Consider the following 24,858-nt stretch of genomic DNA (forward strand, 5'->3'; position numbering starts at 1 on the left):
GTTGCTCACCCCTGCCGCCGCGGTTTCTGCCGCCGCCGACATCCTGCCCGCCTACCGGGCCGAGTCCGATCGCCTCGACCGCATTGACCGGTACATGAAGGGCGATCACCCCGGCCCGTACACCCCGCGTAGCGCGTCGCGTGAGTACAAGCTGCTCGCCGAGCGTTCGATCACGAACCTGCTGCCGTTGGTCGTGTCCGGGGTGGCACAGGCGTTGTACGTCACCTCGTACACGCTGCGCGATGGCAAGCCGGGCCGGGGCTGGCAGCACTGGCAGTCCAACCGCATGGACGCCCGCCAGACCGCGATTCACCGCGCCGCGCTGACCTACGGCACGGCGTACGTAACGGTGCTCCCCGGTATCGACCCGCTCACCAAGACGCCGATGCCCGTCATCCGGGGCGTGTCCCCGCGCCGCATGATCGCCGCGTGGGACGACCCGGCGGGCGACGACTGGCCCGCGATGGCGCTGCGCGTCGACCCGATACGCGACGGCCGCTGGAACTTGAGGCTGTACGACGCGACGCACATCTACTACCTGACGTGCGCCAAGGGCGGCGACGGCATCACCTACGTCCGCAGCGACGAGCACGGCGCCGGGGTGTGCCCGGTCGTGGCGTTCCGCGCGCTGCCGGACCTTGAGGGCCGGGTGACCGGTGAGGTTGAGCCGCTGATCCCCGCACAGGACCGGCTGAGCCAAACCATTTTCGACCTGCTCGTCGCCCAAAGCTTCGGCAGCTTCAACGTGCGTTTTGCTACCGGCATGGCGCCGGAGCTGGACGCCAACGGCCAGCCGGTACCCCTCGCCGTGGACGCGCGCCGGTTCCTGATGGCCGAGGACCCCGACACCCGGTTCGGTCAGCTCGACGGCACCCCGCTCGGGCCGCTGCTCGACTCCGCCGACGCCTCGATGCGGCACATGGCCGTCATGTCCCAGACCCCCGCGAGCGACCTGCTCGGCCAGCTCGCCAACCTCAGCGCCGAGGCCCTCGCGGCAGCACGCGACGGGCAGACCCGCCGCCGGGTCGAGTACGAGGTCGGGTTCGGCGAGAACTGGGAACAGGTCTTGCAGCTCTCCGCCGCGCTCGCCGGGGACGCCGAAGGGGCCGCCGAAACGGCCGCCGAGGTCCGCTGGCGGGACATGGAAGCCCGCAGCCTCAGCCAGATCGTTGACGCGCTCGGCAAGGCGGCGACCATGCTCGGTATCCCGCCGGAGGCCCTCTGGTCGCGCATCCCTGGTGTCACACAGACCGAAGTGGACGAGTGGAAGCAGCTCCGCCGCGACTCTGACCCGCTCGCGTCCCTCGCCGACCAGTTCGACCGGCAGGCCCGGCCGACCGTACCGGCGGGGGTAACCGATGGCAGCGAGCCAGGCTGAGCGAACCCGGCTGATCGAGGCGCACCGCCGCGCCCAGCTCGGCGTACGCGCCCGGTTCGCCGCCGGGTTCCTCGACACCTGGCGCGTGCTCGACCCGTTCCGGATCGCCGACACCGCGCCCCGCTGGCTTCGGGCGGCGGTTCCGCTCGTGCAAACCCACCGCGCCGAGTCCGCGCGCCTGTCCGCCCGCTACTTCGGCGAGTACCGGCGACTTTCCGTTCCTCCGAACTCCGGTTCGGCCCCGGTTCCGGCCCCGGTTCCGGCCGATCCGGAAGCGGTCCGGACCTCGCTGCTCGTCACCGGCCCGGCCACCATCCGCCGCCTGTCCCGCGACGGCCGCCCCGTCGCCGAGGCAGCCCGCGCCGCATCCGTCCGGGCGCTGGGCGCGGCCTCCCGGCACGTCCTCGACGGCGGGCGCGACCTGGTGCACAACGCCGTCAAACGCGACCGTCTCGCGCTGGGCTGGGCACGGGTCTCTGACGGCTCACCCTGCGCTTTCTGCGCGATGCTGCTGAGCAGGGGACCGGTTTACAAGACGGAGTACGCCGCCAAGTACGGCGACGACGGCGAGGACTATCACGACGGATGCGCCTGCCAGCCCGTCGCCGTCTACAGCCGTAGCGACCCTTGGCCGGGAAACGGGCGCCTGTACGAGCAGATTTGGAAGGACCACGCCCACGGCGACCGCGACCCGCTGAACGCTTTCCGCCGGGCACTGAACGCGCAGCGCCAGACCCCGAACAGCACCGAACCGGCACCCGAACCAGCAGCCCAGGCACCCGAACCGGCCGAGCAGCTGCTCGACGGAACCGACCCGGAACCCGACCAGACGCCGGGCGAACCCGACGCGGACGACCCGGGTACCGCCCAGCTCGACGACGACGCCCTCGCCGCACTGTCCGATGAGGATCTCGCCGACGAGTTCGGCCGGTGGAGCGCCACGCCCGACCCGGATGAGGCGTACCTCGAACGGCTGCTCGGCGAGATGGACCGCCGCGAAGCAGACCCCGAACCCGAGCCCGGCCCGCTCGACGGCATCGCGCTCGACCGGCTGCTCGACTCCGAGTTGTTCGACCTGTACGGCGAGCACTCCGGCAACCCGGGCGCCGTCGAGCGCATCGGCGCCGAGCTTGCCCGCCGCGACGCCGACCGTGAAGCGGCAAACCCGTGGGAGGACTACGACACGGGCGACCCCGAGCAGGTGCTCGACGCGCTGCTCGCCCGGGGCTGGGACTACCGCGAGGCGTACGCCGAGGCGTACCAGCTCGACCCGGCCGACCTCGACCGGCAGGAACGTAACGCCGCTGTGGATGCCCAGCGCATCGCGGGCGAGACGCGCGAGCAGACCGTCAGGCGCCTGTACGACGAGTGGGTCGCGTTGCAGTACGTCGAGGCCGAGAACTTCACCCGGGGGCACCTGCTGTCCCGGGCGGGTGAGGCCGCGAACGTCGACCCGCTGAGCCTGTTCTCAGGCACGACAGCGCGAGCCCGCAAGTACGCTTCGGAAGACCTGTTGAGGTTCTGGGCCGAGGTGTCGCAGCGCCAGACCTACACCGAGTTCAAGGCGGCATTGTTGAACCGCGACGCCGATGTCGCCGCCGCCCGCGTGACCCGGGGACAGTCAAACGGAAGGGACTTCCTGTGAGCCCTGATCCGGTACCGACCGGGCCGAGCCGCTTCGAGCTGCTCGCAGCGATGCGGGCCGCGCGGTTCGCCGCCCGGCGCGGGCTGCCCCTGACCGTGTGCCCGTACGACCCGGCAGGCAGCCCCCGTGACCGGGTGCTCGCCCGCCGCTGGGTCGCCGCCTACCTGGCTGAGCAGCCCCACACCCCGGGCAGCGTCGACTACACAGCCTGACCCTTCCCGTTCATCTCTCGCCCCGGTGCCAGTGGCCCGGGGCTTTCCCCTGTCCGCACACGCCCCAGGAGGGCACCCCTTGTCTGATGACCCGACCACCCCCGAGCCGACCACCCCGGCCGACCCGGTACCCGCGACCGGTACCCCGCCGTGGGAACGCGACGGCACCACCTTCGACCCGGCCCGAGCCTGGTCGCTGATCGAGGGACTCCGCGCCGACCTCGCCAAGGCCAAGACACCCCCCGCACCAGCCGCCCCCGCTCCGGCCCCGGCTGCTGCGCCGATCGGTTCGGCTGAGGTGGCCGAGCTGCGCGCCGAGCTGGCGCGCGAGCGCGTCGCCCGCCGGTACCAGCTCGACGACGACCTCGCCGCGCTGCTCGGCTCGGGCAGCGCCGACGAGATCGAGGCACGGGCAAAGCTGCTCTCTGAGCGTCTCGGAGCGGCGGCCCCCTCCGCTCCGCCGGTTGCCCGCCGCCCGGTCGAGCAGGTCCGCGCCGGTTCGGACCCGACCAGTCCGCCGGACGAGACGGACCCGGCGAAGCTCGCCGCGATGGTCCAGGCGCGGATGCCGTTCTAGCTGCACCACCACAACTGAAAACACAACTGAATAGGAACCGCCGTGGCTCATACCTTCATCAAGCCGACCGTGATCGCTGCGGCGGCGCTCGGCCTGCTCCAGCGAGAGATCGTCCTGCCGAACCTCGTGTGGCGTGATGCCGCCTCGGATTTCGCGGGCGCCATGAACGACACTGTGGACATTCACGTACCGGCCCGCGCGAAGGCCCGGCGCATGGCGCTCCGCGACCGTAGTGCGCAGATCGTGACTGACGACCTGACCGAGACGAAGGTCAGCGTGTCGCTGCGCACGCACGTGTACCACGCGACCAGCGTGACCGACGAAGAGCTGACGCTTGACATTTCCGATTTCGGGGCTCAGATCCTCGCGCCGCAGATCAGGGCGATTGCCGAGGATGTCGAGGATCAGGTCGCTACCGAGATGGTCGGCGCCGCGTACCCGACCACGATTACCGTTCCGGCGACCGACCCCGAGGACGCGCTCACCGACGCCGCGACCGCCCTCGACAAGGCGAACGTTGACCTGACGCAGCGGTACGCGGTGCTCGGCGCCGACGTGTACAACAAGCTGCTCAAGTCCAAGGTTCTCAAGCAGGTCGACACGTCCGGCTCTGACGGGGTTCTGCGCCGCGCCCAGGTCGGCAACCTGGCTGGGTTCGAGATCTACAAGACCAACGCCATCCCCGCCAACGTGGGATTTTGCTTCCACCGAACCGCCTACACTCTGGCGCTGCGTGCCCCGGCCGTCCCGGATGGCGCCACCTTCGGCCAGTCCGAGTCGTACGCCGGGCTCGCCGTGCGCTGGCTGCGCGACTACGACGCCGCGTTCCTGCGCGACCGTAGCGTCGTGTCGATCTTCACCGGTACGGGCATCGTCGCCGACGGGCCGGACGGCGCCGACGCGGGCACCGCGCCCGACTTCGTGCGCGCCGTCAAGCTCACCCTGTAGGGGCCGCTGATGCTGCCCCCGCTGGCCGAGCTGCCCGCCGTCGAGGCCCGCCTCGCCCGCACCCTGGCCGGGCCGCAGCGCGCCCGCGCCCTGGCGCTGCTCGACGACGTGTCCACCGAGGTACGCCACACCACCGGGCGGGCGTGGGTCGGCCCCGACGGGCAGCTCGACCCCGGCCGTCCCGAGGTGCTCGCCGTCGTCACCGCCGCCGCGACCGTCCGCGCGCTGCGGAACCCGCAAGGCTTGTCGGCCGAGACGGTCGGGGACTACACCCGCCGTTGGGGCCGCGACGAGCAGGGCGGCGGCGTGTACCTCACCGAGCCTGAGCGCCGGATGCTGCGTGCCGCCGTCACCCCGACCGGCGGCATTGTCTCCGTGCCTGTGGTTCGCGACGACGTGCTCACCGACACGACCCGTTGGAAGGGCGACGGGTACGGCGGCGACCTGCTGCCGTGGGAGAGCTGGGCCGACTGGTGATCCTCCCGCACACCCTCACCCTGTTCTACTCCGTCCAAGCCGACGACCCGGACGGCAACCCGGTACGCCGACCCGGCGAGCACGGCGTCGAGGTGGCCGGGTTCGTGCAGCCCTTCCGCGCCCGCGAGACCGGCGACGGTACCGATGAGCTGTTCGCCGTCTACTTCGACGGTGAGGCCGCCCCGCCGGACGCGTGGTCGGCCGCGGTTTATGGCGGCACCCGCTTCGAGGTGTCCGGGCCGCCGCAGCGCTACGCCGACCCTGAGCAGACCGTCGCCTACTGGCGGGTGCTCCTGCGCCGGGCGAGGTGAGGGAGATGCCCAAGCCCAAGCGCGGGATAGAACGGCGCCTCGCCCGCCTGCCCGCCGTCAAAGCCGAGGTCCGCGCCGTCGCCGAGCAGGTACTCGACGCCGCTAGGACCCGCGCCCAGGCGCACAGCGACGACGGCACGTTCGCCGCCTCGCTGTACATCGGCAAAGGCAAGACCGACTTGCGCGTCGAGAGCGACGACCCGGGCGCCCAGGCGAAAGAGTTCGGGCACCTCGATCGCAAGTCGCGCCGCCCGGTACCCGGGATGCACGCCCTCGGTGGTGCTGCCGCAGACGTGGCCGGGGGTGCCTGATGCTCCCCGACGCCGAACGGCTCACCCTCGCCTACCTGCGCGCCCGCCCCGCCCTGACCGGCATCCGGTTCGGCACCGAGCGCCCGGCAGACCTATCCGGCCGCGTGCCCCTGGTCGTCATCGAGCGCATCGGCGGCACCGCCAGCGCGCCGAGCTGGCGCGGCGGGCTGCTCGTCGACCGGCCCGCGATGCACCTACAGGCATGGCACGGACCCAGCCGGGCCGACGCCCGGACCCTGCTGCTCCGGGCGCTGCATGAGCTGGCCCTCGCCCGCGCGGTCGTGCTCCCCGAGGGCGTGATCGTCCGTGCCGTAGTACTCGCCGGGCCGACCAGCGTGCCCGACCCGGGCGCACCCGAGCACCTGCACCGGCACACCGCAACCGTGCAGCTCACCACCCGATGACTTGACCCGTTCCCGCGCCGCCTGGCGCTCCCCTTCCCGAGGAGGTGAGCGCCCCCGATGGCGCTTTCTGACGACACCCTGATCATTCCCGGCGTCGGGTTCATCTACGACGCGCCGACCGGGACCGCCAAGCCCGCCAACCCGACTAGCCCCGCGAGCCCGTGGAACGACAACGGCCACACCTCCACCGATGGCCTGTCGATCACCTTCGAGATCAGCAAGACCGTCCGCCGCACGTGGCGGGCGCGTGCTGGTGTCCGGGTCTCCGTCGACGAGATCTCGCTCAAGCTGGGTTGGACGGCGCTCCAGTTCGACAACTCCAACCTTGCCCACTACTTCGGGGGCGGCGACATCAGCTCGCCAGGGACGTTCGGCGTGGTCAAGAACCCCGCGCCCGTTGAGCGAGCCCTATGGATTCGGCTAGTCGACGGGAGCAAGGAGATCGACTTTCACGTCGCCAAAGCGGCGATCGGCCCAGCGGGCGAGATGGGCGCCAACCCCGAGGACTTCGCCGCGATGCCCCTTGAGGCCGAGGTACTCGACCACGCCGCCGCCGCTCACCTCATGTCCCTGCTCGCCCCGAACCTCGGCACCCCCGCCGGGGGCTAGCCGCTGAATCACCCCGGGACGGGCGCACGCAGACCCGCCCGCCCCGGGGCTCTCCCTGGTCTGCCCACAACTTCATAGAGGACAGGTCTGCCATGACTGATCAGCTCGACGCCCTCGCCGCTGAGGCGAACCGCAAGCCCGGCGACCCGGTGCTCATCCACAAGGCGCACGGCCGCACGTGGGTGTTCGGCGAGATCGACGCCCGCCCCTCGCGGCTGCGCCGGTACGCCGCCCTCGCCGACCGCATGACCGGGCGCGGCGACCTCGACGCCGCCGAGGCAATCGAGGTCAGCGCGGTCGCCGAGGACATGCTCAGGTCCGCGCTCCCCGCCGCCGACCGCGACCGGTTCGACGACGCCCCGTTCAGCGGCTCAGACATCGCCCGCCTGATTGCCGACTACTTCGGTGCGCTGGGGGTGGGGCCGGGGGAATCTGTGGCCTCGCGCGGCTCGTCGCGGAACACCCGGGGCCGATCGAGGCAGACCTCGCGCCGCACACGCGGCTAGGCGACCTGTTCACCGGCCGCCTGTCGTGGCGGCGCCTGCTCGCCCTGGTGCGCGAGCTGCCTCCGACCTCCCGCCTCGCCGTCGCCCTGCGAGGCCCCGAGCACGACGGGTGGGGGGTGCCCGAGCACCTGCTCGCCGCGCTCATCGACGCCGTGCAAGCCAACACCCACGCCGTCGTACAGGTCAACAGCCGCAAGCGCGTCCGGCCGCCGAAACCCTTGCCGCGCCCCGGATCGAGCCCAGCGCGCCGCGTGGTGCGGGTGGCCGATCTCCCCGGAGCGCGCACCATCTGACCCGGCCCCGTGGCCCTGAACCCGGAAAGGGGGAGGGGTGGCGGACAAGAAGGCCCCCGGTGGTGTCGAAGCCAGCCGGGTCTACGTGCGGGTGCTCCCCAACGTCAGCGACTTCGCCAAGGCCCTCGACCGGTACCTCAAGCGCATCGAGGCCCGCACCGTTCTCAAGATCGGCACGGCCGTCGACCCGGTGCAGCTCGCCCGCGAGGTAGACCGCGCGGTGAAGCTGGCGAGCACCGGCCCCCGGGTCAACATCCGCACCACGTTCGACGTGGACGCCGGGCCGGTCGCCGCCGAGGCCAAGGCCGCCGCGACGGTCGCCGAGAAGGCGGGCCGGATCAAGCTTCCGGTCAGCCTCGACACGGCCAAGCTCAAGGCCGCCGTGACCAAGGCCGCCGCCCTGTTCGCCTCGGCAGCAAAGGCGGGCATTGCCGTGTCGGCGCTGGCCGGGATGGTGTCGCACGCCGCCGCCCTCGGCCCGGCCCTGGCTCCGGCGCTGGGCGCCCTGGCCGCACTGCCCGCCCTGGCCGCCGTCGCGGTCGCCGCTATCGCCCCCCTCAAGATCGCTTTCTCGGGTGTGGGGGACGCGCTCAAGGGCGACCCCGAGGCGTTGTCGAAACTCGCCCCGCCCGCCCGCGCGTTCGTCGGCGAGCTGCTCAAGGCCCGACCCGCCCTCGACGCCATCAAAGCGCGCGTCCAAAGTGGAGTGTTCGGGCCGATCTCTGAGGAAGTGCAGGGGCTCGTCAAGACCTGGCTTCCCCTGCTGTCGCGGTACCTGGCCGGGCTGGGCGACGAGTGGGGCATCGTCCTCGGCAACGCCGCGATCGGCGCGCAGTCGAGCGAGTTCATCGCCGGGATCACGGCCGCGCTGGAGGCCGCCCGCGAGTCGGTGCACGCCTGGGGCGCCGCCGCTATCCCGATCTTCAAGGCCGCCGGGCAGGTCATCGGTGCTTTCGCGCCCGCGATCGGCGGCGCCGGAATCGGGCTCGCTGATGCCGCCCGCCGGTTCGCCGAGTTCGTCAACGCCGCCGCCGAGAGCGGCAAGCTCGTCGAGTTCGTCTCGCGGGTCGGCGATACGCTGCGCTCGATCGGCGGCATCCTGCTCCAGCTCGGCGGGATCGTCGGCGCTGTCTTCTCCGCCGCCCAGTCCTCCGGCGGCGGGCTGCTCGGCACCCTGCAAACCGTCCTCACTGCCGTCAACGCGTTCTTGTCGGCGGGCGAGGGCAAGCAAGCCCTTCAAGACTTTTTCGCCTCCACGTCGGCGGTAGCGTCCGCGCTGCTGCCGGTGGTGCAGACCCTCGCCGCCGGGGTCGGCTCGGTGCTCGCGCCAGCCCTCGCCAGCGTGGCCCGGCTGCTCGGCCCGGGGCTGCAAGCCGCCGCGACAGCGATCGTCGGCATCGTCAAGTCCATTGTGGACTCCGGGGCGCTCGACGCCCTCGCGACCGGGCTGACCCAGGGGCTACAGGCCCTCGGCCCGAGCCTCCCGCCGATCGCCGCCGCCCTCGGCAAGATCGTCGTTGCCGCCGCGCCCCTGCTGCCCCTGATCGGCAAACTCGGAGCGGTGCTGGCCGGGGTGCTCTCGACGGCCCTCGTCGCCCTCGAACCTCTGCTCACCGCCCTCGTCGGGGCGATCACTTCATCGGGGCTCATCGATGTCATCTCGGAGATCGGCGCCGAGCTGGGGCCGGTCGTCTCCGAACTGGTCGCGGCGGTCATGCCGACCGTGCGGGCGCTGCTCCCGCTGCTCGGCCCGCTGGTCGCCGCCCTCGGCAAGATCCTCGTTATGGTGCTGGCGTTCCTGAAGCCAGTGCTACAGCTCGTCGGAATCTGGAACACCTTCGCCGCCGCCAAGATCCTTACCCCGATCGTCGAGGCCCTCGCGAAGGCGCTGGGCTGGATCGCGGAGAAGGCGGACGGGGCGGCGAAGGGCTTCCGGCTGCTCGGCCAGTGGATCGCCTCCCTCAACTTCGCCGCCGCCGCCGAGAAGTTCGACCAGCTCATCGGCAAGGTTCTGTCCTGGCTGGGCGGGCTGCCCGAGCGGGCGGTCGCGGCCATGTCGGGGCTCAATGCCCGGGTGCAAGCGTGGCTGCTCGGCGTGTTCGTCTCTTTCGGACAGTGGGTCTCAGACGGCGTGACCGGAGTCCTTTCGTGGTTCTGGTCGCTGCCGGGCCGCGCTATCGCCGCGCTGCTGTCGCTGCAAGAGCGCGGGCGGCAGTTCTTCGCTGAGACCTGGCTCAAGATCAACACGGCGGTTGCCGCTGGGGTCGAGCAGGCCGTCGCGTGGGTCCGGTCGCTGCCGGGCCGCGCCGTCGATGCACTGTCGTCGCTGGGCGAGAAGGTGCTCGGCGTGTTCCGGGGTGCTGGCTCCTGGCTGGTCAACGCCGGGCGCGACATCATCCAAGGCTTGATCAACGGCATTCAGCAGCAGGTCAGCAAGCTCAAGGCGAAGCTTGGCGAGATCACCGATCTGTTGCCGAGCTGGAAGGGGCCGCCCGCCGTAGACGCGCGCATCCTGGCGCCGTCCGGGCGGCTGATCATGCGTGGCCTGATCGACGGCATCACGGGCCAGGTGCCCGCGCTGCGCGCCGAGCTGCAAGGCGTCACGCGCGGGATCGAGCGCGAGTTCGCCCTCGGCGTGTCCCGCGCCGCCCCGGCCGCCGTCCCCCCGGTCACTCCGGGTGCGTACGGGCTGGGTGCTGCTGGGCCGGTTGAGCCGCTCGCCCCGGTCGTCAACCTCACGGCCGAGGTGCGCATCGGCGACGGGCCGGTCATCGACGCCGTAGAAACCGCCATCCGCCGCGACCCGGCGCGCGTGGCTCGTCACGTCCGCGCGGGTGAGCGCGACTTGAGCCGGAGGGGGTGAGCCCGTGCCGTTGTATGTGGGCCGCTGGGGCGGCGAGCTGATCGCCATGCCCGACCCGCTGCCCGGGGTGTCGGCGACGATGGAACGCCGTCACGGCGAGCACCAGCTCTTAGGCGGCGGGCGGGTGGTCGAGTTCGCCGGGGCCGGGCGCCGGTCGTACACGTTCCGGTGGGAGCGCCTCACCGATGACGAGTACGCCGCGCTGGAGCACTTCCACGCGGGCACGCACGGCCCCGGCCCCCTCGCCCTGGTCTCCACCGACACGGGCTGGAACTACCTCCCGGCGAACGTCGCGTCGGGCACGGACGCGCGCGGCGACACGACCGGGTGGTTCCCCCTGGGCGCGGGCGAAACTGTCGCGTCTGACCCGGCGCCGGACACGATCGCGGGCCGCCGGGTGCTCGCCTGGTCGCTGCCCGCCAACCCCGCCGGGCCGGACGCCGCGACGCTGGCGACCGCCGCCTCGGCGATCCCCGGCGGCACCCGGTACACGCTGACCGCGCACGCCCGCGCGTCGCGCCCGGTGACCCTCAGCCTCGGCGGTGACTGGGTGGGGAACATGGGGGCGGTGCTCGGCTCGTTCGCCGCCCCCGCGGTCGCCATCGGCGCCGCTGGCTGGACTCAGCTCACCGTCACCGCGACCGCCCCGGCGGGCACGCTCATCCGCGCTATGCCTCTCCTGCGCGCCACCCCCTCGACGGTTACCGCGCCGACGACGGTGTACCTCGACGCGCTGTCGGCGACGTACGACGGGCGCCCGGCTCCGGCGCTGTGGCGCCCCGGGCGCGGCGTGCCAATGGTCTCGCTCACCGAACTCACCGACGACTACCCCTGGTCAGACGTGCACGACTGCACAGCGACGTTCGTGGAGGTGGGCTGATGCTTCCCGCGAGCTATGAGCTTGCTTCCGCGATCGAGGCGCCGGAGCGGCAGCCCGTCGCCCGGGTCTCGATCGACTGGGACGGCGACGGGCACGACCAGGGCGACGACGTGTCGGCGCTGTGCGAGTCGATCAGCATCGAGCGTGTGCTCGCCGGGGAGCTGCCCGACGAGGTGCGGATCGTGGAGGGAACCGCCGCCGCGAGCCTGACCGTCGACCTCGGCGGCGGCGACCCGCTCGACGAGACCAAGCACGCCGCGTGGCTTTTCTCGTCCGCCTCGCCTGAGTCCCCGCTCGCAGGGCGTGAGCGCCTCGCCCGCCCGCTCGTCGCCGACATCGGCATGATGACCAGCACCGGCCCCGAAATGATCCGCCGGTTCACCGGCCTCACCCGTTCCCTGTCCGTTGACTCCGGCCGCCGGGCCGCCAGCGTGAGCGGGCTCGATTACCGCGAGCTGTTCAGGTTCAGCACGGCGCCGCTGGTGGTGTCCGAGCGCGCCGGGCCGAACGGGACGTGGATCATCGGCCGCACCGCTTATGAGGCGCGCACGGTGCGGGGCGGCAAGACGTACACGTTCGACGCCTCGCCTCGCCCCGTCGCGCCGGACGTGTTCATTCCTTGTTGGGGCTCGCTGGAACCGTTCACTCGCTCTGCCTTCGCGCTGTTGGTGTCAGCGCAACTGTCCGCCCCGGGGGCTCCGCAGCTTCCGGCCGCGACCTTCGTGCCGGGCCGCTACGTCCTGGCCGCCGACGCCCGCCCGGGGCCGGACTTCCGCGCGGTCGGCTGGACGCTGGGCATCGACGAGGGCGGCGGCCCTCGGGGCACGGTCACCTGGACCGGAGTCACGATCGGATTCTGGGCACGCCGTGTGCCGGGCGACCCGCCTTCGGCCATGACCGCCCGTGCCGGACATCAAAGCTTCGTGACCAACGGCGTCGACACTATGCCCCGGGGCACGGTGACACTTGGCGTCGGCCTCGACCACCGGCTCATGTTCAGCTACGCCTACAACCCGAACGGGTTCCCCGGCGACCCCGGCACCGTCACCACAGAGCGATTCGGGCCGACCCTGCCGGACGACGGAGCCTGGCACTACGTCGGGGTGCGCCTCGACAAGACGGCCGGAACAGTCGGCTTCAACCTCGACGGCGCGACCAGCTCGGCGACCTTCACGCCGGACGGACGGCCGATGCGCGCGGCCTCGGCGCTCATGTCGTACATGCCGATCAGCGACATCGCGCTGTGGCACCGAGGCGACGCACCCTGGCACCACGACCCGGCATTCACGCCGACCGCCCGCATCGACCCGTCCACATTGGATCTGGTGGGCATCCTCGACGGCACCCCGCGCGAGGCGTGGAAGCTGATACAGGAGATCGCTGCCGCCGAGCAAGCCTCGGCCTACTTCGACGAAGACGGCAAGTTCGTCTACCGCACCCGCCCCACCAGTGCCACGACGAGCACAGCCCGGACGCTGACCGCCGCCGACTCGCTGCTATCGCTCGCGGAGTCCGCCGACATCGACCGGGTACGCAACATCATCACCACCCGCTACCGCCCGGTGCGCCGCGACCCGGCTGAGGTGTACATCCTGCAAGCCCGCGACGTGATCACCGTCCCGGCGAACAGCTCTGTAGACGTGTGGTTCGCCTTCGACAAGCCCGTCTACACCACATTCAGCACGATCAACATGCGCACCCCGCCGCAGCCCGGCGACATCTGGTCCTACATCACGTGGAACACCGCCGCCAACGGCACCGGCACAGCGATCGACGACGACGCGCTACGCGCTCAAGTCCAGTGGGAGCCGACACGCTGCCGTATCCGGTTCATCAACGGCACCGCGACGACGCTGTACACGGCGAACAACACCAACGGCCCGACCATCGTGGTAGAGGGCAAGGTACTCGCGATCGGCCCCGAGGTCGAGGTCACCGTCAGCGACCCGGCATCCATCGCCGTGTACGGGCCGCAGCCCCTCACGATCGAGGCGACCCCGTGGACGCAGAGCGAGACCGTCGCCGCCCGCCTCGCTGCCGCTGTCCTCGGGGACCTGGCGTACCCGTCTCCAGTCCTCGCCGATTTCGAGATCGTCGGCGACCCGAGGCTCGCCCTCGGCGACCGGGTGCGCATCCAAGACCGCGACGGGCTCGCGCTGGACGGCTGGTACTGGATCGTCGGCATCCGCGACCGGTTCACCGCAACCGCCTACTCGCAGACCATCACCGCCCGCCAGGACGCCCCCGCCTTGTCGTGGGATGTCGCCGGGTGGGACAGCACAGCATGGGGGGACTGACCATCGCCACCTTCGAGCAACAGCAGCCCAGCGGCAGGGCACGCGCGAGTTTCATCAACGCCGTCACCGCCGAGGTAACCCGCCTCGGCAACGTCCACGAGGCGCCGTGGACGGCGTTCACGCCGGTACTGGTCGCTGCCCCCACCGCGCCGACCCTCGGCACTGGGGCGACCGTCACCGGCCGCTACCGCCAGGCCGGGAGCATCCTGCACGCCGAGATTCACATCGTGTTCGGCAGCTCTGGCGTCAACGCCGGATCGGGCTCGTACGTCCTGCTGCTGCCCCGGCCCGTCGCCGCCGGGGTGCGCGCGGTCGGAAGCCTCTTCCTGTCCCGTTCCGGCGGCGGCACCGTGCAGGCCGGAGTGTGCCGCGTGTCCGCCGGGCAGCTCGAACTGATCGCCGCGACGGCCAGGGTCACCCATGCCGTGCCGTGGGCGTGGGCAGCGGGCGACACGATCGCCGCGACCATCGCCTACCAGCCCGCTTAGCCCGGCAAAGAAAAGGTCCGGCACCCACGGGGGAAGGCGCCGGACACCTCCCGACCGTACCGCGCCCCGGCCATCCCGTCGCGTGCGCTTGCTCACCCCGTACGACAACTGAATACACAACTGAATAGGAGCATCACCCTTGGCTACCGTTGCCACTCCAGCCATGCTCGCGTTCGCCCGGAACTGGGAGAACGCCATCGCCTCGGCCGAGTTCTCCGGCATCGTCGGCGACCGCGCTCACGCCCGCACGGGCGGCTACCACATCTCCCGGGAAGACCAGCCGGGATGGAACTACAGCGTGCAGCTTCCCGAGGACAAGCGCGGCGCCTCGAACTGGGCGAGCGCCGTGGACATGTCGATGAACGCCGCCGACATGCGGCTCGTCACGTCCCGCCTGCTCGCCTCGGCGAAGGACCCGCACGACCCGCGCCTCGACCCGGTGCGCGAGTTCTTCGGCACGCTCGACGGCCGCACCGTCACCGGCTGGGACTGCTACCACGGCCGACCGTCCAGCTCGGACACCTCGCACCTGTGGCACGTCCACGTGAGTTTCCTGCGCCAGCACGCCGACAACGCCGCAGCGCTCGCCGCCGTCCTCGACGTGATCCTCGGCAAGCCCGCCACCGGCGCCCCGCCGACCCCGACGCCGCAGCCTCAGCCGAGCTACCCGGCGTGGCCGGGGCGGCACCTGTCCTACACCCCGGGCCGCGCCACGATGAACGGCCAGGATGTCCGCACCTGGCAGCAGCGCATGAGTGCCCGGGGCTGGTCGATCGGCGTAGACGGCTGGTATGGGCCGCAGTCGGCGAGCGTGTGCCGGGCGTTCCAGAGCGAGAAGTCGCTCGGCGTTGACGGCATCGTTGGCCCGATCACATGGGCAGCCGCGTGGACTGCCCCGGTGACCTGAGCACGCTAGCCCGGCGGGGGACACTGCTTGCCACCCTCGCCGGGGCTCTGGCCTCAGCCGCCCTGATCGCGGTCACCGTGACCCTTCCGGCACCGGCCGAACCGCCGGTCGCCTCGCTGCTGCTGTACCCGCCCACGGCGACCCCCTCGACCACGCCGCCCCCGTCGCCGCCCTGCATCGCCGAGGGCTGGGGGTGTGAGTGGTCGCCGCGGTTTCGTGCCGTCGCCGAGCTGGCCGCCCGCAGCCCCGGCACTCTCGGCCTGGTGCTCGTCGACCGGGTGACGGGGGCGACCTGGCAGACAGGGGCAACGGGCGAGCAGGTCTGGACCGGCAGCACGATCAAGCTCGCGCTCGTCGTGTACGCGCTCGGCGAGCACCGTGCCGGACGCCAGCAGCTCACCCCCGAGGCACGCGCCGACCTCGCCGCGATGCTCCACACCTCAGACGACGCCGCCGCCTCCCGCACCTGGCGCCGCTACGGCACAACCGCGATGCTGCCGACCTTCCGCAGCGCGTACGGGATGGCCGGGCTCACCATGTCCGGCAGTAACGGCGACTGGGGCGCACTCACCACGCGCACGACGGATCTCGCCGCGCTCATGGCCTACACCCTCGACCGCACGCACCCCGGCGACCGTGACTGGATCGCCGGGCAGATGCGCGCGGCCGGGGATGTGCAGCACTGGGGCGCGTGGTCTGCCGGGCCGGGCGCGGGAGTCAAAAACGGGTGGCTGGAAAACCGGTACGGCGGCACGTCGCACTGGTGTGTGTCCACTGTGGGGTTCTTCGGGGATGGCGCGCGGTACGTGATCGCGGCCATGTACCAGATGCCCGCCCCGGGCAGCCTCGACCACGGTGCCCGCGTGCTGTCGGACCTCGCCGCGCTGCTCGCCGGGCAGCCGACCCCGGCACCTGTCACCCCTCGACCCACCTAGGAGGAACCCGCACGTGCGCGCCGTCGACCTGGTGCTCACCCTGCTCGGCACCGGCACCGTCTCGACCCTGCTCGGCGCGCTCATCGGCCGCCGCGCCCGCTCCGCCGAGGTGACCCGGCTACTCGCCGAGGTCTCCCGCCTCTACGCCGAGCGCGACGCGCTGCGAGCCCAGGCAGCACAAGCCATCGCATCCGCCGCCGCCGTCGTCGCCGACGAGCTGCGAACCGAGCTGGCCCGCCTCAGTGACGAACTCGCCGACGCCCGAGCAGAGATCGCCCGGCTCCGGGCCGAAATCCACACCCTCACCAGCAAGGAGAACCGACCCTCATGAACCCGACCACCAACCCCGCCGGGCTCGGCGCCGCCGTGTCCCTCACCGTCAAGGCCGTCTTGATCGCGCTCGCCGCGCTCGGCGCCGTCCCGCTGTCCGAGGCGCAGGTCGCCGCCGTCGTGCTCGCCGTCGCGGCGGTTGCCGATCTCGCGGTGTACCTCGGCCTGATCCGGCCGCGCGTCACCCCGGTCGCTGACCCGAAGGACCGCGACGGCACGCCGCTTGTCCGGGCCGAGTGACGCACATCATCCACAAAGGACGCCCCGTCTCGCTGACCTGTATCAGGGTCGGCGGGGCGGGGCGCTTTTTCGTGCCTGGGGAACGGGTCGCGGGGCGGGAATCCACGCCGCCCCTTCCATTCACTTTGAGTCTGGTCTAGCCTGCACTCAGAAAGAACGGCCCCGGGTGGTGCGCTAACACCAGCCCGGAGCCTGACACCCGGAACCTCTGGAGTCCCGCATGTCTGCCGAGAAGGCTACCCCCCTCGCCGCGGTTTCTGTCCTGCGCTGGGTCTCGATGCTGGCGACCGCCGCGCTCGCCGCGAAAGGCGAGTTTGACCTCGCGCTCGTGATCGGGCTGCCCGTCGTCGCCGCCGTGCTGTTCCCGCTGGGCCTTGACGCCTACATGTGGGCCGCGATCATGCGGGGCCGCTCCCGCGACGTGGCCTGGGCGCTCGGGCTGGCGATCGTCGCCCAGGTCGCCGCCCACCTGGTGCACGCCGACTGGTCGCGGCCCGGCATGGTCGCGCTCACTGTTGTCGTGTCCGCCGTGCCGCCGCTGGTGTGCTGGCGCGTTCACCAGCTCGCCGAGCCCGAGCCGCAGCCCGAACCGGAACCCGAGCCCGTGCGCGAGCCGACGTTCGAGGAAGCCGTCGCCGAGCTGCTCGCCGAGCTGCCCCCGAAGGGCAAGCGAACCGCCGGGCAGACCTCGCGGTTCATGGCGAAGGTCGAGGCTCTCGCTCCCGGCATCAGTAACGCCCGGCTCGGCGAGCTGCTCGGAGTCAGCGCCGAGTACGTCGGCCGCATCGCCCGCACCGCCTAACCTCAGCCACCTCAGCCCGAAGGATCAACCATGAACGCCAAGCACACCGCCGCCGCCCCCGGCCGCATCCGGGTCAAGGTCTCCTACACGATCGAGGTCGACGCCGCAGACTGGGCGAAGACGTTCGGGCAGTACACCGACACCGGCCGCCCCGACCGCGCCGCGATCCGCGCCGACGTGCGCGAGTACTTCACCAACCTCGGGCGCGGCGCCGCGATCCACGACGAGGTGTCGGGCGAGATGATCGGCTGACCGGACGCAGAGACGCAGAAGGGCGGCCCCGCTACCGGGAGCCGCCCCGCGTTGTGGGTTGGGCGTTTCCGCCTACAGGGTGTCGAACTCGCCATCCTGTACGCCGAGCTTGAACGCGCTCCACTCGGCGGGGGTGTACCACTTCGGCTCACCCGCCGAGCCTTCCTTGGAGTCGCGCATTCCGATCATGCCGGTTTCAGGGTCGCGGGTGATGCATACGCAGTCCCCGCCGTTGTCGGCGCTGCGGCGAGGCTTGTGCCAGACCCGCCCGTCACCGAACTCTACGATGGTGTTGCTCATCTGACGTCCCTTGCTCGCTGGTTGATCATGTCGAGGGATTGCTCGTCCGACAGGGCGACCTTGATCAAGTGTCGGTACGCACGGTGATACGGGTCAACCTCTGTAGGGACATCCAAGTAGAGACTACCGTTCAGATAGTCCATGTACACCACGGAGAACGCCGGGGCGATCTCGAACGACAGGATGCTAAACGCCGTGTTCATCGACACGTGAGCGCCCGCCGCATCCGGCAAGATCTGGATGGTGACGTTCGGCCGCTGGGCAAGCTCCGCGATGTGTTCGAGCTGCTCGCGCATCACGTCCGTGCCGCCGACCATCACGCGGAGTGCCGATTCGCAGAGCACGAGCCAGTAGTCGACCGGCCGCTCGGCGCTCAGCAGGTCCGCGCGAGACATCCTGGCGGCGACCTGGCCGTCGAGGTCAGCCCGGTTCAACCCAGCGCTGAGGACAGCGCGGGCGTAGCGCTCCGTCTGTAGGTAGCCGGGTATGACACGTTGGGCGACCTGCTGGATCGTTGAGGCATCGCGCTCAAGAGCGACAAGATCCTCGAACCAGTTCGGGATGATCCCCCGAAACCCTGACTTGCTGGGCCGTCGCCGGGAGGCACGCACCAGTTCGAGGAGTTGGCCGCGCCGGGGCTCACTGACCTTGTACACGGCGAACAGGCTTCCGGCGACCGGTACCTGCATCGCGTTGGTGCCGTTCTCGTACCGGGTGAGTGAGGTCTCGGGCAGCCCGGCAGCTTCCTCGGCCTCAACCTGCGTGAGGCCAGCCTCGCCGCGCAGGCGGCGCAGCTCGCTCGCAAGGATGCGCCGGTACACGTTTGGGCTACCGAGAGCGGTCATGTGACCAGTGTCAGGTATGGGGAGGCAGCCGCCAAACGACATTGACAAACTTTATCTCTCAACTTGAGTTTTTAAGTTTGAGCGCTAGTCTGGGTGTGTGGCTCCCGTCACACCTTGTGATCTTGATTTGCGCACGAACGCCCAAAAAGGGCAGCTCAACGGCAAGCACCCGGGGCGGGTGAACGGTTGGCGCCAGTGCCCCGCCCCGGGCCGAACCGAAAGGCGATCTGATGGATCGAAGCCCAATCGACTCGCGCCCAGTGTTCCACGCTCCGCCGCCCTCGGCTACGGCCGCGGTCGCCAAGGGGCGCGTGTACTCCGTCCCTGCTCAGCGTCGCGCCACGCTGCGCGAGCACATCAAGAACTTCAGCGGCGCTTGCATCATCTGCAACGTTCCCGGCCCGTGCCCGGCGGCGATCGAGGCCACTGAGTACTTGGACGGTGCCGGGCTTCCGCGCGTGGAGCCCCCGCCGGTCGCCCCGCCACTGCTGACCCGCGCGGCGGCGTGGCTGCCCGGGTGGGGGCAGCACCGCGCGCCGGAGCCTCCCGCGTTCAACTCGCGCGGCTGGGTGTCGGCATGAAGCCGCCCGCACTGAGCCCCCCGGTTCCGAGACCGAAGCCGGGCGACGTGCTGCGCCTTACCCGCGCGTCGAGCCCTCAGTTTGCGAAGGGGCTGCTTCTGCGCGTTACCAAGCTCAGCGACCGCCGGTCGAGCGTTTCGGGCTGGGCGTGGGTCGAGGGATACCAGCTCAACAGCGCGGGTGACGCCGTGCTCAAACGCGAGGTGTTCATCAACCTTGCGTCGCTGCCCTAACCGGACCGTTACGGGAAGTGCAGGGGCTCGCCCAGCTCAACCAGGGGCGAGCCCTCAGGCCACCCGCAGAGGGAGGAAACTTGATCAAGGCTGTTGGCCTTTCGGACTGGCACCGTGGCCGCACCGACTACCCGGCATCGTTCGCTGACCTCATCCGCCGAGGCGAGGACAACGGAGCAGATCTCTGGGTACTGCCCGGCGACCTGTCGCAGGGGGGCACGCCTAAGCAGATGCGCCAGGTTGCCGCTGACCTGTCGGTGACCTCGTTGCCGAAGCTCGCAGTGTGGGGGAACCACGACACGTACCAGCGGACGCGCGCTGAGATCGCCGAGAACGCCGCGATCCTGGCTGATGCTGGCGTGACGCTGCTTGACTACTCCGGCGCTGTGGTCACGGTCCGGGGCATTACCGTCGCTGTTGCGGGCGGGATCGGTTTCGGGGGCGGCTGGTCGTCGACAGTCGATGCCGAGAACGCTGCCGGTGCGATGCGGGTCGCCGCGTGGCTAGCCGGGTGCGGCGCGCAAGTGAAGCTGCTCATGTGGCACTACGCTCCCGCGATCGGCATCACGATCGGTGAGAAGGCCGCGCCGTGGAAGCTCGGTAGCTGGCTGCTGGGTGAGGTCGCCGACATCGCCGGGGCCGACCATGTGTTCTGTGGTCACGTCCACTGGGGATCGCCGCGCGCTGCCACGCCGGGCGGTATCACCGTCGATAACTGTGCCTGGGCGCTGCGCCAGGACTACACAGATGTGCAGGTGCCCGTACGCGCGCTCGCCGCCGCGTAGGTGCCTGCCTGTAAGGAAACCGAGGATCTCGAAGGAGGAAGAGACATGCACCCCCTGCACTCCCGTGACACCCGGATTGACCCCCTGGTTCCCGGCGGGTCGCTGCTGCCGCTCAGCGAGCGCGGCGGCGTGACCTACCCGATTGCCCACACGCCCGGGACGCTGCGCCCGTTCGCCGCGACCCTGGCGCTCCCGATGCCGCCCGCGAGCAAGAAGCACGACACCGCGACCACGAGCGGCACCCGCAAGGACCCGACCACGACGTCTGACGACGGCAACGTTAAGAGCGACACGATCACCGTCACCACGACCGACTCCTAGGAACCGGGTGCCTCGATGATCGCGAATACGATTCTTGTGCTGACCGCCGATGATGACTCGACGGCCGACGCTGTGGTCTATGCGCTGCGTAAGCGTGACGCGCGTGTCGTGCGCATGGACACCGGGGACTTCCCCCGGCACCTGCACCTTGCGGCGTCCACGGGCGAGGGTGGCTGGCAGGGTGTGCTGCACGGTGACGGCTTTTCCGTGAACCTCGGCGAGGTCGGGAGCGTGTACTACCGGCGGCCGACCCGGTTCGTTCTCCCCGAGGGGTTGTCGGACGGCGACACGGTGTTCGCGACCGTCGAGGCCCGTCTCGGGTTCGGGGGCGTGCTCGCGTCCCTCGATGCTCTGTGGGTCAACCATCCGCACCGGGTCGCCGCCGCCGAGTACAAGCCTCTCGGGCTGCGCGCGGCGATCCGGTGCGGGCTCGACGTTCCCCGGACCCTGATCACCAACAACCACGCCCAGCTCACCGAATGGGCGGCAGCACTCGGCAGCCCCATCGTGTGCAAGACCCTCTCATCGACCGTGCTGACCGAGGGCGCTGAGCCCCTCATGACCTACACGACCAAAGTCGACCCTGCCGCCATCAACCCCGAACAGCTCGCCGTCACCGCCCATCAGTTCCAAGCCTGGGTACCGAAAAGCTACGAGGTCCGGGTCACGATGGTCGGCGCGACTGCGCTGTCTGTCGCGATCTACGCCGACAGCGACCGGGCTCACGTGGACTGGCGCTCGGACTTCGGCGCGCTGCGCTACGCACCCATTGACACGCCGCGACAGATCGTCAGCCAGCTCACCGCCTACATGGGCACCTTCGGCCTGACCTACTGCGCGTTTGACTTCGTGGTCAGCCCTGACGGCACATGGTGGTTCCTTGAGGGCAACCCGATGGGCCAATGGGGCTGGCTGGAAGACGAAACGGGGGCGCCGATCGCGGCGACCCTCGCCGCACTACTGAACGGGGAAAACGTATGACCACCTGGCAGGACCGCGCCCGGACCCTCACTGACCAGCTCGCCGCCGAGGGGGTACTCGCGCCCGGCTGGCGAGAGGCTTTCGAGAGCACGCCACGCCATGTGTTCGTTCCCGAGTTCTACCGGCGCGACGACGGTGCCCTCATCTCCGGGGCCGATCGCGCCCAGCGCGACGAGTGGCTCGCCGCCGTGTACTCCGACGACTCGCTCACCACCCAGCGCGCGACGGTCCCCGGCATCGACATCGCCTGGCCGACCAGCTCGTCAACCATGCCAAGCCTCATGGCCCGGATGCTCACCCTGCTCGACGTGCAGGACGGGCAGCGCGTCATGGAGATCGGAACCGGCACCGGCTATAACGCCGCCCTGTTGTGCTACCGGCTCGGCGCGGCGAACGTCACGAGCATCGATATCGACCCGGCGCTCGTTGACGCCGCCCGCGACCGGCTCGCCGAGCTGGGCTACCGGCCACACCTGACAGCGGGCGACGGTGCGCTCGGCATTCCGGCTCTCGCCCCGTACGACAGGATCATCGCCACCTGTGCCGTGCCCGAGGTCCCGCCCGCGTGGATCACGCAACTCCGGATCGGGGGCAGCATCGTCGCCGACGTGCGCGGCGAACTGGCGAGCAGCCTCGTCGTGCTGCACAAGGCAAACGCCGATACCGCAGTCGGCGCGTTCCTCGACGTGCCGGGCCACTTCATGTGGCTACGCGCCGAGGCAGGCAGCCCGTTCCGGACGCCTGGCACGTTCGGCGCACAGCTCGACCACTCCAGCACGTCAACCCGTACAACCACGCTTGACCCCGCCATCCTCGACGATCCCGGGTTCCGGTTCGTGCTCCAGCTCGACGAGCCAGGCATCAAGCTTCCCGGCACCATCAGCTACGACAACGGCCCCGATCGGCTGCTCGTTCAGGCCGAGGACGGCTCATGGGTCGAGATCGACGGCAACACCGTGGTCGAGGGCGGCCCCCGCCGTCTCTGGGCTGTCATTGAGGGCGCGGTCGCCACATGGGATAAGCACGGCAGGCCCGCCCGCGACCGGTTCGGCATCACCGCGAGCATCAACCAGCCAGCCCGCTACTGGGTCGACAGCCCCGACAACGACTGGCGCTAGCTAGCGTCGCGCGGCCCCGCTGGCCTTCCCGCCCGGCGGGGCCGCCTCTTGGAAGGTGATCAGATGGCGGCCCGCCGCCCCATAGACGTACTGCGCGATGAGTCGAGCACCGACGAGGAGTTCGGCGAGGCGTTCCGCGCCATCTGGTGCCCCGTCACCCCCGAGTACCCGGCCGAGCTTGACCGGCGGATTCTCGCCATGATCGACCGGATCACCCGCGAGCGCATCCCCGTCCGGCGCAAGCACCGAGGTCGCCGCCGTCGCCGCTAGCCTCACTGTTCATTTTGAGTTAGGGCTGCTAAGGTCTCAAACTGAACGGCAGTTATCCACAGGCTGTTCATAACGTCACCCAATCCCGAGCCAAGGCCCACGTTTTCCCTGTTCAGCCGGACGTGTTGAGTGTCCACAGGGTCGCTGTAGTGGGGTGCGTGGGGTTGCAGGCTCTTCCTTGAACCGAGAGGAAGGGAAAGCTTGATGTTTGAGACCAACGTGACGATCGTCGGGAATGTGCTGAATCCACCGGAGACCAGGCGGACCAGCCTGAGCCAGCAGATGGTCACCAGCTTCCGGATCGCGTCCACCACCCGCCGATACGACAAGACCACCGAGTCCTGGGTGGACGGAGACTCCCTCCGCGTCCGCGTGACCTGCTGGCGGCGCCTCGCCGAACACGTCCAGCTGTCCGTACGCCAAGGCGACCCGCTCGTCGTCACCGGACGGCTGTTCACCAGGGAATTCACCACCGACAGCGGCGAACGGCGAACCATGTACGAACTGGAGGCCGCAGCCGTCGGGCACGACCTCGCCCGGGGAACCAGCCGCTTCGCCCGCTGGCGGCCGACAGCCACCGACATGATCGACGACGGGACCGACGAGGTGTACGCGGGCGGGGAAGCCACCGAGGCCGTGGCGGGTGACCTTGAGGAGGAGGGTGAGGTGGGCGAAGGGGATGTCGTGAAGGAGTTCCCGGTGCTCGCCTACGCGGGGGCCTAGAAGACGGCGGGGTACCCGGAGGCGGGAGCGTGCGGGCAGGCGCGGACCCTAGGCTGGTCACATGCGCCTCTCCACAGCCGCCGCGAACGCTGGCGGGCTCGCCGCCGGGTACCTCCTCGACCGGCTCCTCGGCGACCCACGCCGATTCCACCCCGTAGCCGGATACGGCCAGGCCGCCGCAGCACTGGAACGGAAGACCTACGCGCCCAGCCGGGCAGCGGGGGCGAAACACGTGGCGGTCGCTGTGGCGGTACCCGTGGCGGTGGCGGCCGTGGCGCAGTACGCGACCCGGAACAAGCCGGTGGCGCGGGCGGCCGTCATGGCGATCGCGACCTGGACGGTGCTCGGCGGTACGAGCCTGCGGCGCGAAGCGACCCGGCTGGCCGACGCGCTCGCCGTCGGAGACCTGGACGAGGCGCGCGCGAAACTTCCCAGCCTGTGCGGGCGCAAGCCCGACGAACTCGGGCCAGCGGAACTCGCCAGAGCCACCGTCGAGTCGGTGGCCGAGAACACCTCGGATGCTGTTGTCGCGCCGTTGTGCTGGGGAGCGGTGGCCGGGATACCCGGGCTCGTCGGATACCGGGCAGTGAACACATTGGACGCGATGATCGGGCACCGGTCGGCGCGGTACGAGAAGTTCGGCTGGGCCGCGGCCAGGCTCGACGACCTGGCGAACCTGGTGCCGGCCCGGCTCGGCGCCGTGCTGACCGTGCTCGTGGCCGGCAAGGGCCGGCGAGGAGCTGCCCTGCGGACCTGGCTCCGGGACGGCAGCGAACACCCGAGCCCCAACTCGGGACAGGTCGAAGCGGCCGCGGCCGGAGCGCTCGGCCTGCGCCTGGGCGGGCGCAACGACTACGGCAGCCGCGTCGAGGTCCGGCCACACCTTGGCGACGGCGCACCACCAGCAGGACGCGACATCTACCGGGCCGCGCGGCTGTCGGCGGCGGTGGGGGTCGCGGCGCTGGTGGCGACGGCAGGGCACGCGCTGGCTGCGCCGGTGCGGCGTGCTGCGGTGGCTTGGATGTGGCGGCGGGGG

At 70.7% G+C, this 24,858-nt stretch carries 33 protein-coding genes; 31 read left to right on the plus strand and 2 right to left on the minus strand.

The window, feature by feature from the left end:
- Position 1: 1 nt before the first annotated feature.
- The 22 genes from A3G1_RS33075 to A3G1_RS0104330 all read left to right on the plus strand — a co-directional run bounded on the left by A3G1_RS33075 (position 2) and on the right by A3G1_RS0104330 (position 17,665).
- Positions 2-1,378: a phage portal protein gene (locus A3G1_RS33075; RefSeq protein ID WP_018348217.1), complete on the plus strand. Its 1,377-nt coding sequence runs from the start codon at positions 2-4 to the stop codon at positions 1,376-1,378.
- The gene (locus A3G1_RS38125; protein WP_018348218.1) at positions 1,359-3,023 is read left to right on the plus strand and encodes a VG15 protein; all 1,665 of its coding nucleotides are present in this window, start codon (positions 1,359-1,361) and stop codon (positions 3,021-3,023) included. Before A3G1_RS33075 ends, A3G1_RS38125 begins: the two co-directional genes overlap by 20 nt.
- A complete protein-coding gene (locus tag A3G1_RS0104235; protein WP_018348219.1) occupies positions 3,020-3,235 on the plus strand; it encodes a hypothetical protein in 216 nt (71 codons plus the stop codon). Before A3G1_RS38125 ends, A3G1_RS0104235 begins: the two co-directional genes overlap by 4 nt.
- A 79-nt stretch (positions 3,236-3,314) precedes the next feature.
- The gene (locus A3G1_RS38130; RefSeq protein WP_018348220.1) at positions 3,315-3,812 is read left to right on the plus strand and encodes a hypothetical protein; all 498 of its coding nucleotides are present in this window, start codon (positions 3,315-3,317) and stop codon (positions 3,810-3,812) included.
- 42 nt (positions 3,813-3,854) lie between these two features.
- The gene (locus A3G1_RS0104245; RefSeq protein ID WP_018348221.1) at positions 3,855-4,760 is read left to right on the plus strand and encodes a major capsid protein; all 906 of its coding nucleotides are present in this window, start codon (positions 3,855-3,857) and stop codon (positions 4,758-4,760) included.
- A 9-nt stretch (positions 4,761-4,769) separates the two neighbouring features.
- Positions 4,770-5,237, plus strand: a complete 468-nt coding sequence (locus A3G1_RS0104250; RefSeq protein ID WP_018348222.1) for a Gp19/Gp15/Gp42 family protein — start codon at positions 4,770-4,772, stop codon at positions 5,235-5,237.
- A complete protein-coding gene (locus tag A3G1_RS0104255) occupies positions 5,234-5,548 on the plus strand; it encodes a hypothetical protein (protein WP_018348223.1) in 315 nt (104 codons plus the stop codon). The genes A3G1_RS0104250 and A3G1_RS0104255 overlap by 4 nt, the downstream gene beginning before the upstream one ends.
- 5 nt (positions 5,549-5,553) lie before the next feature.
- Entirely contained in the window at positions 5,554-5,859 is a 306-nt protein-coding gene (locus tag A3G1_RS0104260; RefSeq protein ID WP_018348224.1) for a DUF5403 family protein, read from the plus strand.
- Complete coding sequence (locus A3G1_RS0104265) at positions 5,859-6,263, plus strand: hypothetical protein (protein ID WP_018348225.1); 405 nt, start codon at positions 5,859-5,861, stop codon at positions 6,261-6,263. The genes A3G1_RS0104260 and A3G1_RS0104265 overlap by 1 nt, the downstream gene beginning before the upstream one ends.
- 57 nt (positions 6,264-6,320) lie before the next feature.
- Positions 6,321-6,872, plus strand: a complete 552-nt coding sequence (locus A3G1_RS0104270) for a phage tail tube protein (RefSeq protein ID WP_018348226.1) — start codon at positions 6,321-6,323, stop codon at positions 6,870-6,872.
- A gap of 92 nt (positions 6,873-6,964) precedes the next feature.
- Positions 6,965-7,378: a hypothetical protein gene (locus tag A3G1_RS33090; RefSeq protein ID WP_018348227.1), complete on the plus strand. Its 414-nt coding sequence runs from the start codon at positions 6,965-6,967 to the stop codon at positions 7,376-7,378.
- A gap of 116 nt (positions 7,379-7,494) precedes the next feature.
- Complete coding sequence (locus A3G1_RS0104280; RefSeq protein ID WP_211216206.1) at positions 7,495-7,671, plus strand: hypothetical protein; 177 nt, start codon at positions 7,495-7,497, stop codon at positions 7,669-7,671.
- Between the two features lie 37 nt (positions 7,672-7,708).
- Complete coding sequence (locus A3G1_RS0104285; RefSeq protein WP_018348229.1) at positions 7,709-10,534, plus strand: phage tail protein; 2,826 nt, start codon at positions 7,709-7,711, stop codon at positions 10,532-10,534.
- 4 nt (positions 10,535-10,538) lie between these two features.
- Positions 10,539-11,414: a hypothetical protein gene (locus A3G1_RS0104290; RefSeq protein ID WP_157640886.1), complete on the plus strand. Its 876-nt coding sequence runs from the start codon at positions 10,539-10,541 to the stop codon at positions 11,412-11,414.
- A complete protein-coding gene (locus A3G1_RS0104295) occupies positions 11,414-13,711 on the plus strand; it encodes a hypothetical protein (RefSeq protein ID WP_018348231.1) in 2,298 nt (765 codons plus the stop codon). The genes A3G1_RS0104290 and A3G1_RS0104295 overlap by 1 nt, the downstream gene beginning before the upstream one ends.
- The gene (locus A3G1_RS33095) at positions 13,699-14,199 is read left to right on the plus strand and encodes a hypothetical protein (protein ID WP_018348232.1); all 501 of its coding nucleotides are present in this window, start codon (positions 13,699-13,701) and stop codon (positions 14,197-14,199) included. Before A3G1_RS0104295 ends, A3G1_RS33095 begins: the two co-directional genes overlap by 13 nt.
- Positions 14,200-14,362: 163 nt before the next feature.
- The gene (locus tag A3G1_RS41630; RefSeq protein ID WP_051110402.1) at positions 14,363-15,106 is read left to right on the plus strand and encodes a peptidoglycan-binding domain-containing protein; all 744 of its coding nucleotides are present in this window, start codon (positions 14,363-14,365) and stop codon (positions 15,104-15,106) included.
- The gene (locus A3G1_RS33110; protein WP_157640887.1) at positions 15,073-16,041 is read left to right on the plus strand and encodes a serine hydrolase; all 969 of its coding nucleotides are present in this window, start codon (positions 15,073-15,075) and stop codon (positions 16,039-16,041) included. The genes A3G1_RS41630 and A3G1_RS33110 overlap by 34 nt, the downstream gene beginning before the upstream one ends.
- A 13-nt stretch (positions 16,042-16,054) precedes the next feature.
- Positions 16,055-16,372: a hypothetical protein gene (locus A3G1_RS0104315; protein WP_018348234.1), complete on the plus strand. Its 318-nt coding sequence runs from the start codon at positions 16,055-16,057 to the stop codon at positions 16,370-16,372.
- Positions 16,369-16,611: a hypothetical protein gene (locus A3G1_RS0104320; RefSeq protein ID WP_018348235.1), complete on the plus strand. Its 243-nt coding sequence runs from the start codon at positions 16,369-16,371 to the stop codon at positions 16,609-16,611. Before A3G1_RS0104315 ends, A3G1_RS0104320 begins: the two co-directional genes overlap by 4 nt.
- A 220-nt stretch (positions 16,612-16,831) precedes the next feature.
- The gene (locus A3G1_RS38140; protein ID WP_018348236.1) at positions 16,832-17,413 is read left to right on the plus strand and encodes a hypothetical protein; all 582 of its coding nucleotides are present in this window, start codon (positions 16,832-16,834) and stop codon (positions 17,411-17,413) included.
- 30 nt (positions 17,414-17,443) lie between these two features.
- Positions 17,444-17,665 carry a hypothetical protein gene (locus A3G1_RS0104330; protein WP_018348237.1) on the plus strand — a complete coding sequence of 74 codons (222 nt, stop codon included), beginning with the start codon at positions 17,444-17,446 and terminating at the stop codon, positions 17,663-17,665.
- 72 nt (positions 17,666-17,737) lie between these two features.
- On the opposite strand, the gene A3G1_RS0104335 is transcribed toward A3G1_RS0104330, so the two are convergent.
- Complete coding sequence (locus A3G1_RS0104335) at positions 17,738-17,965, minus strand: DUF397 domain-containing protein (protein WP_018348238.1); 228 nt, start codon at positions 17,963-17,965, stop codon at positions 17,738-17,740.
- Positions 17,962-18,810 (minus strand): helix-turn-helix domain-containing protein, encoded by an 849-nt coding sequence (locus A3G1_RS0104340; protein ID WP_026211799.1) that lies wholly within the window; start codon positions 18,808-18,810, stop codon positions 17,962-17,964. Before A3G1_RS0104340 ends, A3G1_RS0104335 begins: the two co-directional genes overlap by 4 nt.
- Positions 18,811-19,040: 230 nt before the next feature.
- Here A3G1_RS0104340 and A3G1_RS0104345 point away from each other — a divergent pair, with 230 nt between their 5' ends.
- The 9 genes from A3G1_RS0104345 to A3G1_RS0104385 all read left to right on the plus strand — a co-directional run.
- The gene (locus tag A3G1_RS0104345) at positions 19,041-19,391 is read left to right on the plus strand and encodes a hypothetical protein (RefSeq protein WP_157640888.1); all 351 of its coding nucleotides are present in this window, start codon (positions 19,041-19,043) and stop codon (positions 19,389-19,391) included.
- Positions 19,388-19,624 carry a hypothetical protein gene (locus tag A3G1_RS33120; RefSeq protein ID WP_083936731.1) on the plus strand — a complete coding sequence of 79 codons (237 nt, stop codon included), beginning with the start codon at positions 19,388-19,390 and terminating at the stop codon, positions 19,622-19,624. Before A3G1_RS0104345 ends, A3G1_RS33120 begins: the two co-directional genes overlap by 4 nt.
- An 80-nt stretch (positions 19,625-19,704) precedes the next feature.
- Positions 19,705-20,409, plus strand: coding sequence for a metallophosphoesterase family protein (locus tag A3G1_RS0104355; RefSeq protein ID WP_018348242.1), 705 nt, complete (start codon positions 19,705-19,707; stop codon positions 20,407-20,409).
- A gap of 45 nt (positions 20,410-20,454) precedes the next feature.
- Positions 20,455-20,730, plus strand: a complete 276-nt coding sequence (locus A3G1_RS0104360) for a hypothetical protein (RefSeq protein ID WP_018348243.1) — start codon at positions 20,455-20,457, stop codon at positions 20,728-20,730.
- Between the two features lie 15 nt (positions 20,731-20,745).
- Positions 20,746-21,711 (plus strand): ATP-grasp ribosomal peptide maturase, encoded by a 966-nt coding sequence (gene tgmB, locus A3G1_RS0104365; protein ID WP_026211800.1) that lies wholly within the window; start codon positions 20,746-20,748, stop codon positions 21,709-21,711.
- On the plus strand, positions 21,708-22,829 hold the full coding sequence (locus A3G1_RS0104370; RefSeq protein WP_018348245.1) for a methyltransferase domain-containing protein: 1,122 nt from the start codon (positions 21,708-21,710) through the stop codon (positions 22,827-22,829). The genes tgmB and A3G1_RS0104370 overlap by 4 nt, the downstream gene beginning before the upstream one ends.
- 48 nt (positions 22,830-22,877) lie before the next feature.
- On the plus strand, positions 22,878-23,099 hold the full coding sequence (locus A3G1_RS0104375; RefSeq protein ID WP_157640889.1) for a hypothetical protein: 222 nt from the start codon (positions 22,878-22,880) through the stop codon (positions 23,097-23,099).
- Positions 23,100-23,303: 204 nt separating this feature from the next.
- Positions 23,304-23,822, plus strand: coding sequence for a single-stranded DNA-binding protein (locus A3G1_RS33125; RefSeq protein ID WP_018348247.1), 519 nt, complete (start codon positions 23,304-23,306; stop codon positions 23,820-23,822).
- 61 nt (positions 23,823-23,883) lie between these two features.
- Positions 23,884-24,858, plus strand: a 975-nt coding sequence (locus tag A3G1_RS0104385; RefSeq protein WP_018348248.1) for a cobalamin biosynthesis protein, incomplete at its 3' end; no start/stop codon positions are given.

This window comes from Longispora albida DSM 44784 (genome assembly GCF_000379825.1).
In the GTDB taxonomy this organism is placed as follows: domain Bacteria; phylum Actinomycetota; class Actinomycetes; order Mycobacteriales; family Micromonosporaceae; genus Longispora; species Longispora albida.

Coding starts and splice junctions, on each gene's coding strand:
- A3G1_RS33090 (WP_018348227.1), top strand. CDS start 6,965: ATGACTGATCAGCTCGACGCCCTCGCCGCTGAGGCGAACCGCAAGCCC.
- A3G1_RS0104360 (WP_018348243.1), top strand. CDS start 20,455: ATGCACCCCCTGCACTCCCGTGACACCCGGATTGACCCCCTGGTTCCC.
- A3G1_RS38125 (WP_018348218.1), top strand. CDS start 1,359: ATGGCAGCGAGCCAGGCTGAGCGAACCCGGCTGATCGAGGCGCACCGC.
- A3G1_RS0104335 (WP_018348238.1), bottom strand. CDS start 17,965: ATGAGCAACACCATCGTAGAGTTCGGTGACGGGCGGGTCTGGCACAAG.
- A3G1_RS33095 (WP_018348232.1), top strand. CDS start 13,699: ATGGGGGGACTGACCATCGCCACCTTCGAGCAACAGCAGCCCAGCGGC.
- A3G1_RS33110 (WP_157640887.1), top strand. CDS start 15,073: ATGGGCAGCCGCGTGGACTGCCCCGGTGACCTGAGCACGCTAGCCCGG.
- A3G1_RS0104340 (WP_026211799.1), bottom strand. CDS start 18,810: ATGACCGCTCTCGGTAGCCCAAACGTGTACCGGCGCATCCTTGCGAGC.
- A3G1_RS0104265 (WP_018348225.1), top strand. CDS start 5,859: ATGCTCCCCGACGCCGAACGGCTCACCCTCGCCTACCTGCGCGCCCGC.
- A3G1_RS0104270 (WP_018348226.1), top strand. CDS start 6,321: ATGGCGCTTTCTGACGACACCCTGATCATTCCCGGCGTCGGGTTCATC.
- A3G1_RS0104260 (WP_018348224.1), top strand. CDS start 5,554: ATGCCCAAGCCCAAGCGCGGGATAGAACGGCGCCTCGCCCGCCTGCCC.
- A3G1_RS33125 (WP_018348247.1), top strand. CDS start 23,304: ATGTTTGAGACCAACGTGACGATCGTCGGGAATGTGCTGAATCCACCG.
- A3G1_RS33120 (WP_083936731.1), top strand. CDS start 19,388: ATGAAGCCGCCCGCACTGAGCCCCCCGGTTCCGAGACCGAAGCCGGGC.
- A3G1_RS0104295 (WP_018348231.1), top strand. CDS start 11,414: ATGCTTCCCGCGAGCTATGAGCTTGCTTCCGCGATCGAGGCGCCGGAG.
- A3G1_RS0104345 (WP_157640888.1), top strand. CDS start 19,041: ATGGATCGAAGCCCAATCGACTCGCGCCCAGTGTTCCACGCTCCGCCG.
- tgmB (WP_026211800.1), top strand. CDS start 20,746: ATGATCGCGAATACGATTCTTGTGCTGACCGCCGATGATGACTCGACG.
- A3G1_RS0104370 (WP_018348245.1), top strand. CDS start 21,708: ATGACCACCTGGCAGGACCGCGCCCGGACCCTCACTGACCAGCTCGCC.
- A3G1_RS0104320 (WP_018348235.1), top strand. CDS start 16,369: ATGAACCCGACCACCAACCCCGCCGGGCTCGGCGCCGCCGTGTCCCTC.
- A3G1_RS41630 (WP_051110402.1), top strand. CDS start 14,363: ATGCTCGCGTTCGCCCGGAACTGGGAGAACGCCATCGCCTCGGCCGAG.
- A3G1_RS0104250 (WP_018348222.1), top strand. CDS start 4,770: ATGCTGCCCCCGCTGGCCGAGCTGCCCGCCGTCGAGGCCCGCCTCGCC.
- A3G1_RS0104330 (WP_018348237.1), top strand. CDS start 17,444: ATGAACGCCAAGCACACCGCCGCCGCCCCCGGCCGCATCCGGGTCAAG.
- A3G1_RS38140 (WP_018348236.1), top strand. CDS start 16,832: ATGTCTGCCGAGAAGGCTACCCCCCTCGCCGCGGTTTCTGTCCTGCGC.